This is a genomic window from Salipiger pallidus, from assembly GCF_014643635.1.
Taxonomy (GTDB): domain Bacteria; phylum Pseudomonadota; class Alphaproteobacteria; order Rhodobacterales; family Rhodobacteraceae; genus Salipiger; species Salipiger pallidus.
This window is the reverse complement of sequence record NZ_BMJV01000015.1, coordinates 1-14888: the sequence shown is the minus strand read 5'-3', so window position 1 is coordinate 14888 and position 14888 is coordinate 1. Positions and strand designations below refer to the sequence as shown.

General features: G+C 65.1%; 14 protein-coding genes and 2 pseudogenes. 10 read left to right on the top strand and 6 right to left on the bottom strand.

The window, feature by feature from the left end; all coding sequences use genetic code 11:
• Positions 1 to 137: 137 nt before the first annotated feature.
• Positions 138 to 489 (top strand): annotated as a pseudogene (locus IEX41_RS21655) (IS5/IS1182 family transposase); the annotation flags it as partial.
• Positions 490 to 1583: 1094 nt separating this feature from the next.
• Here the strand turns inward: IEX41_RS21655 and kce are convergent.
• Genes kce through IEX41_RS21240 form a run of 3 tightly spaced genes read right to left on the bottom strand, consistent with a single transcriptional unit; the run spans position 1584 to position 4300 of the window.
• Positions 1584 to 2516, bottom strand: coding sequence for a 3,5-dioxohexanoate:acetyl-CoA acetone transferase (kce, locus tag IEX41_RS21250; protein ID WP_188792216.1), 933 nt, complete (start codon positions 2514 to 2516; stop codon positions 1584 to 1586).
• A 13-nt stretch (positions 2517 to 2529) separates the two neighbouring features.
• Positions 2530 to 3432 carry a 3-hydroxyacyl-CoA dehydrogenase NAD-binding domain-containing protein gene (locus IEX41_RS21245; RefSeq protein ID WP_188792215.1) on the bottom strand — a complete coding sequence of 301 codons (903 nt, stop codon included), beginning with the start codon at positions 3430 to 3432 and terminating at the stop codon, positions 2530 to 2532.
• 22 nt (positions 3433 to 3454) lie between these two features.
• Positions 3455 to 4300, bottom strand: coding sequence for a GntR family transcriptional regulator (locus IEX41_RS21240; RefSeq protein ID WP_229673435.1), 846 nt, complete (start codon positions 4298 to 4300; stop codon positions 3455 to 3457).
• 55 nt (positions 4301 to 4355) lie between these two features.
• Here IEX41_RS21240 and IEX41_RS21235 point away from each other — a divergent pair, with 55 nt between their 5' ends.
• From IEX41_RS21235 to IEX41_RS21215, 5 genes are all read left to right on the top strand, one after another.
• The gene (locus IEX41_RS21235) at positions 4356 to 5339 is read left to right on the top strand and encodes a TRAP transporter substrate-binding protein (protein WP_188792214.1); all 984 of its coding nucleotides are present in this window, start codon (positions 4356 to 4358) and stop codon (positions 5337 to 5339) included.
• 64 nt (positions 5340 to 5403) lie between these two features.
• A complete protein-coding gene (locus IEX41_RS21230) occupies positions 5404 to 5919 on the top strand; it encodes a TRAP transporter small permease (RefSeq protein ID WP_188792213.1) in 516 nt (171 codons plus the stop codon).
• Positions 5916 to 7181, top strand: coding sequence for a TRAP transporter large permease (locus IEX41_RS21225; RefSeq protein WP_188792212.1), 1266 nt, complete (start codon positions 5916 to 5918; stop codon positions 7179 to 7181). Before IEX41_RS21230 ends, IEX41_RS21225 begins: the two co-directional genes overlap by 4 nt.
• 10 nt (positions 7182 to 7191) lie before the next feature.
• Positions 7192 to 7959, top strand: a complete 768-nt coding sequence (locus tag IEX41_RS21220) for an SDR family oxidoreductase (RefSeq protein WP_188792211.1) — start codon at positions 7192 to 7194, stop codon at positions 7957 to 7959.
• Entirely contained in the window at positions 7956 to 8708 is a 753-nt protein-coding gene (locus IEX41_RS21215; protein ID WP_188792210.1) for an SDR family NAD(P)-dependent oxidoreductase, read from the top strand. Before IEX41_RS21220 ends, IEX41_RS21215 begins: the two co-directional genes overlap by 4 nt.
• Positions 8709 to 8743: 35 nt before the next feature.
• On the opposite strand, the gene hisD is transcribed toward IEX41_RS21215, so the two are convergent.
• Positions 8744 to 10054, bottom strand: a complete 1311-nt coding sequence (gene hisD, locus IEX41_RS21210; RefSeq protein ID WP_188792209.1) for a histidinol dehydrogenase — start codon at positions 10052 to 10054, stop codon at positions 8744 to 8746.
• 98 nt (positions 10055 to 10152) lie between these two features.
• On the opposite strand from hisD, the gene IEX41_RS21205 reads away from it, so the two are divergent.
• A complete protein-coding gene (locus IEX41_RS21205) occupies positions 10153 to 11136 on the top strand; it encodes a LacI family DNA-binding transcriptional regulator (RefSeq protein WP_188792208.1) in 984 nt (327 codons plus the stop codon).
• Here IEX41_RS21205 and IEX41_RS21200 read toward each other — a convergent pair.
• Entirely contained in the window at positions 11101 to 11775 is a 675-nt protein-coding gene (locus IEX41_RS21200) for a GntR family transcriptional regulator (protein WP_188792207.1), read from the bottom strand. The genes IEX41_RS21205 and IEX41_RS21200 overlap by 36 nt on opposite strands.
• Here IEX41_RS21200 and IEX41_RS21195 point away from each other — a divergent pair.
• Genes IEX41_RS21195 through leuD form a run of 3 tightly spaced genes read left to right on the top strand, consistent with a single transcriptional unit; the run spans position 11740 to position 14255 of the window.
• The gene (locus IEX41_RS21195; RefSeq protein WP_229673433.1) at positions 11740 to 12201 is read left to right on the top strand and encodes an isocitrate lyase/PEP mutase family protein; all 462 of its coding nucleotides are present in this window, start codon (positions 11740 to 11742) and stop codon (positions 12199 to 12201) included. The two genes, IEX41_RS21200 and IEX41_RS21195, sit on opposite strands and share 36 nt — an antisense overlap.
• A 30-nt stretch (positions 12202 to 12231) precedes the next feature.
• Positions 12232 to 13644 (top strand): 3-isopropylmalate dehydratase large subunit, encoded by a 1413-nt coding sequence (gene leuC / locus IEX41_RS21190; RefSeq protein ID WP_188792206.1) that lies wholly within the window; start codon positions 12232 to 12234, stop codon positions 13642 to 13644.
• Positions 13641 to 14255 (top strand): 3-isopropylmalate dehydratase small subunit, encoded by a 615-nt coding sequence (leuD, locus tag IEX41_RS21185; protein ID WP_188792205.1) that lies wholly within the window; start codon positions 13641 to 13643, stop codon positions 14253 to 14255. The genes leuC and leuD overlap by 4 nt, the downstream gene beginning before the upstream one ends.
• A gap of 85 nt (positions 14256 to 14340) precedes the next feature.
• On the opposite strand, the pseudogene IEX41_RS21180 reads toward leuD, so the two are convergent.
• Positions 14341 to 14760: pseudogene (locus IEX41_RS21180) on the bottom strand (integrase core domain-containing protein); the annotation flags it as partial.
• Positions 14761 to 14888 lie beyond the last annotated feature (128 nt).

Here is a 14888-nt window from a genome sequence, read left to right as displayed (position 1 = left end):
GGCATTGAAGGTCGCAACCAGAGGCCGGATACACGAAGGAACTCGACCGCAATGCTGTTGCCAAAGTCAAAAAATCGCTTGCAGCCCCGGGGGCGTCCATACACGCACATTGCTGGGCAATCGCCTGCTGGGCAGTGGACGGCGCCTATGACCCGCAGCGGTGTCATCGGGCGATCATCGAACAAGGTGCCGATGCAATCATACCTGTACGCTGAAATGGCCGCGCCTGGGAGATAGACTGTCCTGCGGCCATTGTGCGAAACGAGAGTCTGCGTGCAGCCCCGCGCTCCGGCCGGGCGCTCTATGATAAGCGCGCGTGATACCACGTCCTCAGCGGGGGAGAGCGCAGGATGGGCGGTCTGAAGCGCTTTTGGGGAGCGGATCATATCACGAGACCCCGACCACCAATGCGCCGAACCTCCCATCGGCATCGCAATCATGAACACAGTCTCGGCCCACGGCAGGGCCGAGATCGAAGCCTCCACCTAAACCCAAGTTGGACAGGATGAACTCATCCCCGGACATGATGAGCGCAACAACGCTGTCGTGATCGACCTGCTTTCTCGGCGCCTGGTTGGATGGTGTATATGCTCAGTCCAGATGGCCGACGTCGGGCTGGCATCGGAGTATGGCCACTACGGCTACCGCCGGGTTGCGCTGCTGCTGCACCGGGCTGGCTGGCGGGATGGCCAAAAGTGGACGGAACGCATTTGGCGGTGCAAAGGGCTCAAGGTCCCAAACAGGCAGAAGAAACGCTGCCTGCTCTGGCTGAAGCCCGAGCCCTCCGACCACATCGGGGCGTATCGGACGCCCAACATCCTCGGTGAGAAAGCGCAGGAGGCGCTGATGATCCGTGTGGGCAGGCCACTGAACTCCACCGGTGTGGTCGACGCCCTGACGACCTGTTCATCCAGCGCGGCCCGCCTCGGTTCATCGGGTCTGACAGCGGCCCGGAGTTCATCGCGCAGAAGGTCCGCGACTGGATCGAGCTGGCGGGGTCAAAGACCACCCTCATCGAGCCATGGTCATCCCGGGAGAGCGGTTATTGCGAGAGCTTCAATAGCATGTTCGGGGGCGAGCTCCTGAATGGCGAGGTTTTCTAATCGTCGAGGGAGGCGCAGATCTTCATGTGAGAGGGCGAAAACACTACAACATGGACGGGTCGCATGGCGCTCTGGGTTATCGGGTACCGATGCCAGGGTCTTCATCCCCATGGATCGAAGCCTGACGATGCTTTGGCAATTAAACCGGACCGCTCGATGGAGACAGCTCAGGGGTAGGACAGGGTCCCATGGCATGCGGCGAATGCGATCATCCACCTCGCCAGACAATGGTGACCTGAAGAGCCGGCACGAGATCGCGTGATAGACGGCACTGACGATCGCTTATCTTCATTCGGGCGATACCAGGCCGACCGGCTCATTGCGTTCAGGCGTCGGGTGACGTTGTTCGTCCTTGCGATCCCGCCCGCGAGCATTGCCCCTTCAACACCGTCCGAGCCTGACTGGGGCGACCCTCGGGCGCAGTCCAGTCAGGCTCACAGCGCGGTCATGGCGTTTATGGGCCAGCCGCGCTGTCAATGCTCAGAAGCCGACCGCGTCTGCGCCTTTCAAGTCTAGCAGCTCGCGGGCTTCGTCCGGCGTGGCGATCTCAAGGCCCAGTCCCTCGATGATCTGCCGAGCGGCGCTGACCTGCTCGGCGTTGGTCTTCGCCAGCTTGCCGGGACCGGCCCAGAGCGAGTCCTCAAGACCCACACGGACATGACCGCCTAGCGCCGCTGCGATGGCTGCAACCGGAAGCTGGTTCTTGCCCGCGCCGAGGACGGACCAGCGGTACTGGTCCCCGAACAGCCGGTCGGCGGTGCGCTTCATGTGCATCACATCGTCGTAATGCGCCCCGATGCCGCCCATCAGCCCGAACACCGTCTGGATGAACAGCGGCCCCTTCACCAGTCCGGCATCGAAGAAATGCTTGAGGTTATAGAGATGCGCCGTGTCATAGCATTCGAACTCGAACCGCGTGCCATGGGCCGAGAGGGTGGTGAGGATATGTTCGATATCTTCAAATGTGTTGTGGAACAGGATGCCCTTGTTGCCGAGATAGTCACGCTCCCACTGGTGCTTGAGCTGCCCCTCGAAGCGCTTGAGCATCGGGAAGAGGCCGAAGTTCATCGACCCCATGTTCAGTGAGGCGAGCTCGGGCTGCCACGTATCGGCAGGGCGAACGCGATCCTGGATCGTCATGGTCGGCGCGCCGCCGGTGGTGATGTTGACCACGCAGCCGGAGCGTTGCTTGATGACCTTCAGGAACGGGTCGAACGCCTCGGGGGACTGGTCCGGGCGGCCGTCCTTCGGGTCGCGGGCGTGCAGGTGGACGACAGCGGCCCCGGCCTCGGCGGCGCCGATGGCGGCCTCGGCAATCTCAGAGGCCGTGACAGGCAGGTATTCCGACATGCTCGGCGTGTGGATCGCGCCGGTGACGGCGCAGGTGATGATGACCTTGCGTTTCGCAGCCATGATCGGGGTCCTTTCAGGAACGGGTTTTCAGGAAATGCGCAAGCGCTGTCAGGTCTCGGTCGCGCTTTGCCGAGAGCTCCGGCACGCGGGAGGGCTCGGGCAGGGCGGCGGCAAGCGTCGCCGCCACCTGCGGCGTGAAGGCTTCGCCTCGCGCCGCATCGTCCGACAGGCGCGCCATGGTCGGGCCGTAGCGGTCCAGGTAATCGGCGACGCCGCCCGGTGCGTTGAGATTGATGGTCGCCAGCGCCCCCAGAAGCACCCACCGCCGGGCCAGCCCGTGACGCAGTGTGTCATCGACGCCCTCGGGCGTGACGATCCCCTCGGCCACCAGTCGCAGAGATTCAGCCAGCAGCACTGCCTGCAGTCGGTTCAGCACGAAACCGTCGATCTCGCCGGTCATGCGCACGGGCACCTGGCGGACCTGCATCATCAGCGCCTCGGCGCGGTCCATGACCTCGGGCGCGGTGTCGAGGGAGGGGCAGAGCTCAACCACCGGGATCACATGCGGCGGGTTCACCGGGTGGGCCACCATCATCCGCGACCGGCCCGCGAGCCCCTCACCGAACTGCGATGACACCAGCGCCGAGCTTGACGAAGCAAGGATCGTCCCTGGCGCGGCCAGCCGATCAAGCTCGGCATAGATGGCGCGTTTGACGTCCAGCTTCTCGGGGCCGTTCTCCTGCACCCAGCCCGCGCCGTCGAGCGCGTCGGCCATGGTCTGATGGACGCTCACCCGTTCGAGGATCGCCGGGTCTTCGCCGGCCTCCTCGCACATGGCCCGCAGCGCTGCGGGGAGGCCCTCCAGCACTTCGGGCACAGCGTCCCAGAGCCGTACCGGGCAGCCGGCGCGGGCGAACACGATGGTCCAGGCACGGCCGATGAGGCCGCAGCCGATGATCGCAACGGTTGTGGTCATTCTCTCCTCCCTCCAGGCGGGCTCAGCCGCCCTGTTCGTAGCGTTTCAGCGTCGCGCCCAGATCGGCCGCGGCGTCGGAAATATCCTGAACGATGGCCTCGCGCAGCGCCGCTCCGTCGCGATCCCGCAGAGCCTGCTCGGCGCGGTCGTGATGCTCCATCGAGCGGTTTAAATGATGCGGCGCCTTCACCGCGTGGCGGATCAGCGGGCCCACGCGAAGCCACATGCCCTCGATCACGCCCATCAGCACCGGGCGGTGCGCCGCCGCATAGATCAGCTTGTGAAAGCGCCAGTTGCTCTCGAGATAGCGGTCGGCGTTGCCCTCGTCCGACGCGCGGCGCATCATGGCACAGGCGTTGGCGATGAGGCGGATCTGTGAGGCGGTCACGTTTTCGATGGCGAGCGTCGCTGCAAAGCCTTCTAGGTTTAGGCGGATGTCCCTGATGTCGGTCAACTCCGCTTCGCTGAGGATCGGCACCCGCAAGACCCGATTGCCGCCCCAGACCTCCAGGCCGCCATCCGATTCGAGTTGCCGAAGTGCTTCGCGCACCGGGGTGACGCTGGTGCCCAGCACCTTGGCGGTATGGCGCAGGCTGATCTCTTCGCCGGGGCGGAAATAGCCGGAAATCAACGCCTCCCGGAGGCAGGAGTAGATCTGCGCCTGTGCGGTCTCCCCCTCGCGAAGCGTCAGCGGCCCCAGCCGCGACCAGCCATCCATTTCCAGCGTTCCCGTCATAAATCTCGTGCTAAACTGTGATCTCGGTTTTTTTGATGATTGTCCAAGACCCTCAAGAAAGTCCAGTAAAATAAGAGAAATAATTTTCGTTGACCCCTGGATGTCAATCGACTTAGCATGAAGTGAGATCACACTTTGATCCACAAGTTGATCCCGAGGAGGGAGAGGGACGGGAGGCCCTCGAACGATGAAGCATTTCGCACTGACCCTGACCGCCACGCTGCTGCTGGGCACGTCCGCCCTTGCGCAAGAGACCCGCACTTTCGACGTGAGTCTGCCGCTCGGCGCTGAATCCCACCATGCCGTGGGCGTGCTGAAGTTCGGCGAAGAGCTCGAGCGCCTGTCCGAAGGCCGCCTGACCATCCGCCCGCATTATGACAACGCGCTCGGGGCCGAGCGCGAGGTGGTCGAGGGCATGGGCTTCGGTCTCATCGACATGGGCATCACCTCGACCGGCCCGATGGGCGGCTTTGCGCCTGAGTTCCTGCTGTTCGACCTGCCTTATGTCTTCAAGGACCACGCCCACGCCCATGCCTTCCTCGACAGCGAGTATGGCGATCAGCTGGGCAGTGCCATCGAGACGGCGGCCAACGTCAAGATCCTGACCTGGATGGAGAACGGCTTCCGTCACGAGACCAATTCTGTGCGGCCGATCAACGAACTGGCCGACCTGAAGGGCATCAAGCACCGCACGCAGGAAAGCTCCGTACAGGTCGACACCTGGACGGCGCTCGGTACGAACGCCTCGCCCATGGCCTGGACCGAGGTGTTCACCGCGCTGCAACAGGGCGTGATGGAAAGCCAGGAGAACCCGGTGCCGACGATCTATGATGTGCGGTTCTACGAGGTGCAGGATTACCTCACCATGTCGCAGCACGTCTATTCGCCCGCCCCGCTGATGATCGGCGCGCAGCTGTTCAGCTCGCTGTCCGAGGCCGACCAGCAGCTCCTGATGGAGGCTGCCGAGCTCGCCCGCCCGGTGCAGCGCGATGCCTCGCTGGCGATGGAAGAGAAATATCTCGAAGAGCTTCAGGAGCTGGGCATGGAAGTGACCCGTCCCGATCTCGCCCCCTTCCGCGAGGCGGTCGCCCCGGTGATCGAGAAGTGGAAGGCCCAGGTCGGCGCCGAGCTTGTCGATGCCGCGCTGAACTTTGAGCCTGCCACCAACTGAGGGCGGGTTTCAGCGCCGGGGGAGAGGATGCCCCCGGCGCGTCTGACTCAATCGGAGACGAATGATGCAACGCGTGCTGCGCATGACCGTCCGCGCGGTGGACGGCATCAACCTCGCTGTCGGCTGGGTGCTGGCGGGACTTCTGCTGGTGATGACGGTGCTCATCAGCTGGCAGGTCTTCGCCCGCTACGTGATGGGCAATTCCCTGAGCTTTTCCGAGGAGGTGTCGCGGTTTTCCATGGTCTGGATGACCATGCTGGGCGCGGCCTATGCCTATCGCTACGGCTCGCTGATCTCGGTTGACTTGCTCGAGACGCTGTCGGGGCCGAAGGTGTCGCGTGCGCTGCGGTTGATCGTGGCAGCGGCGTCCTGCGTCTTTGCCTATGTGCTGCTGACGCAGGGGGTGAACATCACGAGCCGGGTGTCGATGCAGGTTGCTCCCAGCACCCGGATCTCGATGGCGTGGCTCTACGCTGCAATGCCGGCGGGGGCTGGGCTGGTGCTGCTCAATGCGGTGGGCATCCTCGCGGAGGATTTCGCTGGCCTGCGGAAGACGCGGCTTGAAGGAGAGACCGCATGATCGCGTTACTTTTCGGTTCCCTGCTTCTGCTGCTGCTGATCGGCGTGCCGGTCACCTTCGCGCTGGGGTTGGCGGCGGTCGCGACGATCTGGGAGGGCAACATCATGCCCCTGCTGATCGTCCCGCAAGAGATGATCCGATCGGTCAATTCCTTCCCGCTTTTGGCGATCCCGTTCTTCATCCTCGCGGGAAACCTGATGCAGGAAGGCGGGATCTCCGCCCGGCTTGTGACATTCTCGAAAACGCTGGTCGGGTCGATGACCGGCGGGCTGGCGATGGTGGCCATCGTGACCTCGGCCTTCTTCGCGGCGATCTCCGGCTCCGGGGCGGCGACCACCGCCGCCGTCGGCGCGATCCTGATCCCAGCGATGGTGACACAGGGCTACTCCAAACCCTATGCGGCCTCGAACCAGGCGGCCTCGGGCGCGCTTGGGGTCATCATCCCGCCGTCGATCCCGCTGATCCTCTACGCGATCTCGGCCAACCAGTCGGTGGGCGAGATGTTCGTGGCGGGGGTGCTACCGGGCGTTCTGGTGGTGGTTTCGCTGCTGATCTACGCCTTCGTGCACGCCAAGGGAATGCAGACCACGCCGGGCGAGCCGTCCTCGCTGCGCGAGGTCGCGGTGGCCGGGTGGAAGGCGCTTCTGGCGCTGGCGATGCCCGCGCTGATCCTCGGCGGCATCTACGGCGGCATCGTCACGCCGACCGAAGCGGCGGTCGTGGCCGTGGTCTACGCGCTGCTGGTCGGCGCCGTGATCTACCGCGAGCTGCCGCTGACCGCGATCCCCCGCATCCTTCGCACCAGTGCCGTGACCTCGGCCATCGTGCTGTCGATCATCGCCGCCGCCGGGCTTTACGGCAGGATCATCCTGCAACTGCGGGTGCCTGCGGTGATCTCGGATTTCGTGGTCGGAGCCATCGACAGCCCGTGGCTGTTCATCATCCTCGTCAACCTGCTGCTGCTGCTCGTGGGCATGTTCCTGGAAGCGGCGGCCGCCATCCTGATCTTCACCCCGATCCTGCTGCCGATTGCGACCACCTTCGGGTTTGATCCGGTGCATTTCGGCGTCATCATGGTGGTCAACCTCGCAATGGGGATGTTTACCCCGCCGGTGGGGCTCAACCTCTTCATCGCCTCGGGGATCGCCCGCATAGGGGTGCCGCAGATCGCGCGCGGGGTCATTCCTTTCGTGCTGATCCTGCTGGTCGACCTGCTCATCATCAGCTTCCTGCCTTGGCTATCGCTGGTGTTCACCAACTGAAGGAGGCCTCATGGACCTGAACCTGACAGGCGCCCGCGTCATCGTGACCGCCGGCGCGAACGGCATCGGCCGCGCCATCGTCGACGCTTTCCTCGCCGAGGGCGCATTGGTCGCCACCTGCGACATCGACGAGGCGGGGCTCGCTTCGCTGCCCGACACCGTGTTCTGCGCCCGCGTGGACGTGTCGGACGCCGAGGCGCTCGGTTCCTTCATGGAGGCGGCGACAGGCTATCTTGGCGGACTAGACTGCCTCGTGAACAACGCGGGCATTGCCGGTCCGACTGGTCGGATCGAAGATCTCAAGATCGAGGAGATCGAGCAAACCCTCGCCATCTGCCTCACCTCGCAATTTATCACCACCGCCCGCGCGGTTCCCTTGCTGCGGGCCTCGGAGAATGCGTCCATCATCAATGTCTCGTCGCTGGCCGGGCGGCTGGGGTTCCGTTTGCGCAGCCCCTATGCGGCGGCGAAATGGGGGGTGGTCGGTCTGTCGAAGTCGATGGCGATCGAGCTTGGCCCTGACGGTATCCGGGTCAACGCGCTGCTGCCTGGGCTGGTCGCGGGGGATCGCCAGCGCAAGGTGCTGGAGGCCCGCGCCGAGGCGCAGGGCATCAGCTTCGAGCAGGCTGAGACGGATGCCTTCTCTCGCACATCGATCAAGGATTACGTGACGCCGCAGCAGCTTGCGGATCAGGTGCTGTTCCTGGCAAGCCCGCGCGGCAAGACGATTTCAGGGCAGGCGCTGTCGGTCTGCGGCGACACGGGAATGCTGGGATGAGCAAGCTTTTCAGGCTGGACGGGCGCCGCGCCCTTGTGACGGGCGCGGGCCGTGGCATCGGGCGCGGCATCGCGCTGGCGCTGGCCGAAGCGGGTGCGGCGGTGACACTCTGCGCCCGCAGCGCCGATGAAATCGAGGCGGTGAGGGACGAGATCCGTGCCATGGGCGGCACGGCGGACACGCTGCCGCTCGACGTGACCGACAGCGCGGGCTTTGCCGCTGCGATAAGCACGCGCGATCCCTTCCATGTCTTCGTCAACAATGCAGGGACCAACCGGCCCAAGCTGCTGCCCGATGTCACAGAAGAGGATTACGACGTGATCCTCGGCCTGAACCTCAAGGCGGCGATCTTCGCCGTGCAGGCGGTGGCGGGGCGGATGACCGAGACCGGAACCAAGGGCTCGATCATCAACATGTCGTCGCAGATGGGCCACGTCGGCGCGGCGCAGCGCAGCCTCTATTGCGCCTCGAAATGGGCGCTCGAAGGCTTTACCAAATCGGTCGCCATCGAGCTCGGGGCGCAGGGCATCCGGGTCAACACCATCTGCCCGACTTTCATCGAAACGCCGCTGACAAAACCCTATTTCGAAGACCCTGCCTTCCGCACCGAGGTGCTCGGCAAGATCAAACTGGGCCGCGTGGGCCAGGTCGAGGATGTGGTCGGGGCGGCGGTGTTCCTCGCCTGCGATGCCTCGGCCATGACCACCGGCTCGGCGATCATGGTCGACGGCGGCTGGACGGCGGAATAGTCATTACGGGGCCTGCCGGAGCAGGCCCCATGCTCTTACTCCGCCGCCGTGCCATAGGCGATGTTGCGCCCGCCGTAACGGCGCACGCGAATATTGGCCTGCTCCGCATGGCCGACGAACCCCTCGAGCATGCATAGCCGCGAGCAGTATTCCCCGATCTGCGCCGCCGCCGCGTCGGTCGTCACCTTCTGGTAGCTGTGCGTCTTTAGGAACTTTCCGACCCAGAGCCCGCCGGTATAGCGCCCGGCCTTCTTCGTCGGCAGCGTGTGATTGGTGCCGATCACCTTGTCGCCGTTTGCGACGTTGGTGCGCGGCCCGAGGAACAGCGCCCCGTAGCAGGTCATCTTCTCCAGATACCACTCGTCCCGGTCGGTCATCACCTGCACATGCTCGGACGCGATGTCATCGGCCACGGCCAGCATCTCGTCATGGCTGTCGCAGAGGATCACCTCGCCGTAATCCTCCCAGCTTTTCCGGGCAGTGTCGGCGGTGGGCAGCACGGTAAGGATCCGTTCGATCTCGGCCAGCGTGGCCTTGGCCAGCGCCTCGGAATTGGTCACCAGAACGGCGGGCGAGTTGTAGCCATGCTCGGCTTGCCCGAGCAGGTCGGTGGCGCACAGCTCCGCATCGACGGTGTCGTCGGCAATCACCATGGTCTCGGTCGGTCCTGCAAAGAGGTCGATGCCGACCCGCCCGTAAAGCTGCCGCTTGGCCTCGGCGACATAGGCGTTGCCTGGCCCGACGAGCATGTGAACCGGCTCCATGCTCTGGGTCCCGATGGCCATCGCACCCACCGCCTGGATGCCGCCAAGCACCCAGATTTCGTGCGCGCCGCCGAAATGCATCGCGGCGATGACCCCGGGGTTGGGCTTGCCCTTGAAGGGCGGGGTGCAGGCGACGATGCGCGGCACCCCCGCCACGGCGGCGGTCAGCACCGACATATGTGCCGAGGCGACCATCGGGAACTTGCCGCCCGGCACGTAGCAGCCCACCGACTGCACCGGAATGTTCTTGTGGCCGAGGATCACGCCAGGCAGGGTCTCGATCTCGATATCCAGCATTGAGGCCCGCTGCGCCTCGGCAAAGGCGCGGACCTGGGCTTGGGCGAACTTGATATCCTCGATCTCGCGCGGGGTCAGCTGCGCGATGAGGGCGTCAATCTCGGCCTGCGTCAGGCGGAAGCTAGCGGGCGTGTAGCTATCGAACCTTTCCGACAGCTCGCGCACAGCGGTATCGCCGCGCGTCTCGATGTCTTTCAGGATGTCTTCGACACTGGCGCGGACCTTGGCGTCATCCTCGCTGCGCATTTCGGCAGATCTGGCGGTTTTCAGGTGGCGGATAGTCATGGGAGTCCTTCTCTTGGGTTGGTGCAATGAAGACCCGCTCAGGACAAGGTTGCAATATTTCAGCCTCTGAGTGAAATTCTTTCACAGGAGGGGGCGCCATGCCTAAGATCACCGCCAAGCTTATTGCCGACCGCGCCGGCGTTTCCGTCACGGCGGTCAGCCGTGCGTTTCAGCCATCGGCCCCGCTGGCGGCGGAGAAACGCGCCGAGATCCTGCGCATCGCGCGAGAGATGGGCTATGTACCGCCCTCGGGGCGCAGCTTGGACCAGTTGGGCACCCAGAGCGTCAGCCTCGTGGCGGGCGATCTGACCAACCCGTTCTACGCGGGCGTTCTGGAGCTGCTCAGCCTGGAGCTGCACCGCATTGGGCGGCGGCTGATGCTGCACGCGGTGCCGCCCGGTGAGACGGTAGACGTGGCGATGGAGCAGGTGCTGGGCTATCGCAGCGACGCGGCCATCGTGACCTCGGCCCGCATGTCCTCGGGGCTAGTGGCGCGCTGCCGTGAGGCAAACCTTCCAGTCGTGCTGCTCAACCGTATCCAGCCCGACAGCAGGATGACCGCCGTTACCTGCGACAACCATGCGGGCGGGCGGCTGATCGCCTCGCGCTTCCTCGAGGCAGGCCGCAGGCGTATCGGGCACATGACCGGCGTGGCGGACACCTCGACCCATATCGAACGGGCGCGGGGGTTCCTCGGGCGGCTGGAGGAAGCCCGCCGTGCTCCGGTGGTCACCGACTGCGGCGGCTTTTCCTATGCCGAGGGGCTGGCGGCGGCGCACCGGATGCTGGATGGGCGGGTGCGCCCGGACGCCGTCTTCTGCGAGAACGACGTGATGGCGCTGGCGCTGATCGACGCGGCAAAGGCGCGGGGGCTGAGAGTGCCTCAGGATCTGTCGGTGATCGGCTTCGACGACATCCCGATGGCGGGATGGGAGTCGTACCGGCTGACCACCGTGCGCCAGCCGATCCGGCGCATGGTTGCGGAGACGCTAGCACTGATCGACGAACAAAGGCGCGGTGTGGTGCCGGGCGGTGCGATCCGGGTGCTACCTGTCGAGATGATCACCCGCGACACCGGCTGAACGGAAGCCGCGCCGCTGCTCTTCGAGCGTGGCGGCCGCGGAAAGGATGTGCACCCGCATCACAGCCTGAGCGAGCGCACCGTCCCCGAGCCTGAATGCTCGCATGAGAAGCCGGTGGTCGCTATCGCTCCGGGCTGTGTCCTCGCCCGTGAACTGCTGATAGGTCATCGTTAGCACGGCCAGATCGGACAGCTGGGTGACGATCTTTTCGGCATGGGCTACCCCCGAGATCCGCAGGATGCGCATGTGCAGTGTCCGGTTCAGGCAGCTGCGTTCCCCGGCATCGGTGGCGCCCTCCATGGCATCGCAGAGCCCTTCGAGCTCGTACAGGTCATGCGCTCCGATCCGCCCGGCGCAGCGCAGGGCGGCGTTGCCCTCGATGTCGGCCCGCACCTCGAAACTCGAGTTGACCTCGTCCGCATCCCAGCGCCGCACCTGCGCGCCTGCGTTGAGGCGCAGTTCGACATAGCCGTCGGCGGCAAGGTTGCGCAGCGCCTCGCGCACCGGGGTGCGGCTGACGCCCAACTCCGAGGCGAGCCCAGATTCGCCCAGCTTCTCGCCCCAGCGCAGCGCCCCGGAGACGATGCCGTCGCGGACATGCAGATGGAAGACCAGGAGTTCCCCAAGAAATGCGGGCATACCCCGTTCCGCCGGGTGATCCCGACCAGCGACATGCAGCGCAAGATCGAGGTCGCCTCCAAGACGCGCAAGTCGGACGATTTCCTCATCATCGCCCGCGCGAAAGCCTATCGTGATGCTGGGGCCGACGTGATCTTCGTCGAGAGCCCCGAGAGCGAGGCAGAGATGGTTCAGGTCGCGGCCGAGGTGAAGGCGCCGCTTTTCGCAAACATGGTCAACGGCGGGCGCACGCCTCTGTTCTCTGCCGAGAAGCTGCACGAGTTGGGCTATTCCATCGCCATGCACCCCGCTGTCGGCTTCCTTGCCGTGGCACAGGCGCTCAAGACCGCGTACGGCGATCTGCTGGCTCATGGCGAGACCACGGGGGCGGTCGATCTCTATGATTTCGCGCAGATGAACAAGCTTCTTGGTTTCGAGGACATCTAGGGCCTTCGAAAAGGAATGGGCCGAGGCGGTATGAACGCGTTCCCCCCTGAACGCCACCGCACGCTGTATGACAAGCTGTGGGAGGCCCATGTGGTGTGCGAGCGCGAGGACGGCACGACGCTGCTCTACGTCGATAGGCACTTGCTGCATGAGGTCTCGACCCCGCAAAGCTTCGTGGCGCTGGATCGGCGCGGGCTGAAACCACGCCGGCCAGAGGCAAACCTTGCGGTGCCCGATAACGCGGTGCCGACGGTGGGGCGTGATCGGCCCATCGCCGATCCGCAAGCGCGGGCGCAGACGGCGCGGCTGGTGGAGAATGTCGGCAAGCACGGCATCCCCTTCATCACGCTGGACGATCCCCGGCATGGCATTGTGCATGTGGTCGGGCCGGAGCAGGGGTTCACCCTGCCAGGCATCACGCTGGCCTGCGGCGACAGCCACACCTCGACCCACGGTGCGTTCGGGGCGTTGGCCTTCGGCGTCGGCGCGTCGGAATGCGGCATCGTCATGGCCGCGCAGGCGTTGCCGCAGAAACGGGCGCGAACCACGGGGGTCGAGGTCACCGGAACGCTCGCGCCGGGGGTGACGGCCAAGGATCTCGCGCTGGCGCTGATCGCGCAGATCGGGGCGAATGGCGCGGCGGGCCATGCGATCGAATACCGGGGCGCGGTGATTTCCGCGCTGAGCATGGAAGAGCGCATGACCCTGTGCAACATGGCGATCGAGGCCGGGGCGCGGGTGGCGCTGATCGCCCCCGGCGAGGTGACATTCGCCTACCTCGAAGGCCGCCCCATGGCCCCGAAGGGTGCCGCATGGGATGCCGCGCTGGCGCATTGGCGCAGCCTGCCATCGGATGAGGGTGCGCTTTATGATCGCGAGGTCACGCTCGACGCCGCGGCGGTTGGGCCGTTCGTCACCTGGGGCACCTCGCCCGAGGATGCGCTGCCCAGCGATGCTTTTCTGCCCGAACCTGGGGAGCGCCCGCGCATCGCCAGGGCACTGGATTACATGGGGCTGAGCGCCGGGGCACCGCTGGAAGGCACGCCCATCGACACGGTGTTCATCGGCTCCTGCACCAACGGCCGGCTTGCCGAGTTGCGCGCCGCTGCCACCGTGCTGAAGGGCCGCCGCATCGCGCCCGGGGTACGGGCGCTGGCGGTGCCTGGCTCGGGCCTCGTGAAGCGGCAGGCCGAAGAGGAAGGGCTCGACCGCGTCTTTCTTGATGCAGGGTTCGAGTGGCGCGAGGCGGGCTGTTCCATGTGCGTGGCCGTGAACGGCGACCGGCTGGAGCCGGGACAGCGTAGCGCCTCGACCTCGAACCGTAATTTCGAGGGGCGGCAAGGCAGGGGCGGCCGCACGCATCTGCTGTCCCCCGCCATGGCCGCGGCCGCCGCACTGACCGGCTGCCTCACCGACATCCGCAAGCTGGAGCCGTCCGCATGAGCGCCCCCCTGACCCGGCTCGACAGCCGCGCCATCCACCTGCCCGAAACCAACATCGACACTGACGTGATCTTCCCGGCGCGGTTCCTGCTCAAGATCGACCGCGAGGGGATGGACGACTGCCTCTTTCGCGACTGGCGCATCGGGATGGACGGGGCTTCGCTGGGCCATGCCTTCGATGATCCGGCCTTGCGCGAGGTGCAGGTGCTCATCGCGGGGGCGGGGTTCGGCTGCGGCTCGTCGCGAGAACAGGCGGTCTGGGCGCTGGTGGACTGGGGCATCCGTCTGGTGATCGTGCCAGATTTCGGCGACATCTTCGCGGGCAATGCACTTCGGAACGGGCTGCTCTGCCTGCCTCTGCCCGCCGCGCAATCCGCCGATCTGGGGGCAAGGGCCGAGGCCGGGGCGGTGTTCACGCTCGACCTTCCCGCCCGGCGGCTGAGCATCGGGGCCGAGCAGATTGCAACGCTCGACCTAGGCGAGGCCGAGGTGCAGGCCTTTGCCGAAGGCTGGGACGAGATCGACGTGATTCTCAACCGCGACCTTGCCGAGATCCGCTTGTTCGAGGCTCGTCACCGCAGCAGCCAGCCTTGGCTGGTTGACCTGTCCTGAACCGGACGACGGGGCGGCTGACCTGCTCCCCTGAGTGTCCGCGTTCTTTAGTTCGCTCTGTCCCGGTTTGGTCCTCTACTGACCGTTAGCGATACTCCCACGGGGTGAGCCCGTCGAGGCTCGTTTGGGGGCGATGATGGTAGTAATCAACGTGCCAAGCGGAGATCAACTCTCGGGCATGGCGCAGATTGGCGAACAGTTGCTCGTTGAGGCACTCGTCGCGAAGGAGGCCATTGAAGCTCTCGACGAAGCCATTTTGCATGGGTTTTCATGGCGTGATGTAGTGCCAGTCGACCTTACGATCCTCCTGCCATTTCAGGATGGCATTTGAGGTCAGCTCCGTGCCGTTGTCGCTGACCACCATGCAGGTATGGCCTCTGACCTCGGCGATCCTATCCAATTCTCGGGCAACCCGGATGCCTGAGAGCGAGGTATCTACGACGGTCGCCAGGCATTCCCGGCTGAAGTCATCGATGACGCAAAGCACACGGAACCGGCGTCCATCCCCTGCCCAGCAGTGCATTGCGCAGCAATGTCCCGTGTATGGACGCCCCCGGGGCTGCAAGCGATTTTTTGACTTTGGCAACAGCATTGCGGTCGAGTTCCTTCGTGTATCCGGCCTCTGGTTGCGAC

Coding starts and splice junctions, on each gene's coding strand:
- IEX41_RS21235 (WP_188792214.1), top strand. CDS start 4,356: ATGAAGCATTTCGCACTGACCCTGACCGCCACGCTGCTGCTGGGCACG.
- IEX41_RS21225 (WP_188792212.1), top strand. CDS start 5,916: ATGATCGCGTTACTTTTCGGTTCCCTGCTTCTGCTGCTGCTGATCGGC.
- IEX41_RS21245 (WP_188792215.1), bottom strand. CDS start 3,432: ATGACCACAACCGTTGCGATCATCGGCTGCGGCCTCATCGGCCGTGCC.
- IEX41_RS21195 (WP_229673433.1), top strand. CDS start 11,740: ATGGAAGACCAGGAGTTCCCCAAGAAATGCGGGCATACCCCGTTCCGC.
- IEX41_RS21230 (WP_188792213.1), top strand. CDS start 5,404: ATGCAACGCGTGCTGCGCATGACCGTCCGCGCGGTGGACGGCATCAAC.
- leuC (WP_188792206.1), top strand. CDS start 12,232: ATGAACGCGTTCCCCCCTGAACGCCACCGCACGCTGTATGACAAGCTG.
- IEX41_RS21205 (WP_188792208.1), top strand. CDS start 10,153: ATGCCTAAGATCACCGCCAAGCTTATTGCCGACCGCGCCGGCGTTTCC.
- kce (WP_188792216.1), bottom strand. CDS start 2,516: ATGGCTGCGAAACGCAAGGTCATCATCACCTGCGCCGTCACCGGCGCG.
- IEX41_RS21215 (WP_188792210.1), top strand. CDS start 7,956: ATGAGCAAGCTTTTCAGGCTGGACGGGCGCCGCGCCCTTGTGACGGGC.
- IEX41_RS21220 (WP_188792211.1), top strand. CDS start 7,192: ATGGACCTGAACCTGACAGGCGCCCGCGTCATCGTGACCGCCGGCGCG.
- hisD (WP_188792209.1), bottom strand. CDS start 10,054: ATGACTATCCGCCACCTGAAAACCGCCAGATCTGCCGAAATGCGCAGC.
- IEX41_RS21200 (WP_188792207.1), bottom strand. CDS start 11,775: ATGCCCGCATTTCTTGGGGAACTCCTGGTCTTCCATCTGCATGTCCGC.
- leuD (WP_188792205.1), top strand. CDS start 13,641: ATGAGCGCCCCCCTGACCCGGCTCGACAGCCGCGCCATCCACCTGCCC.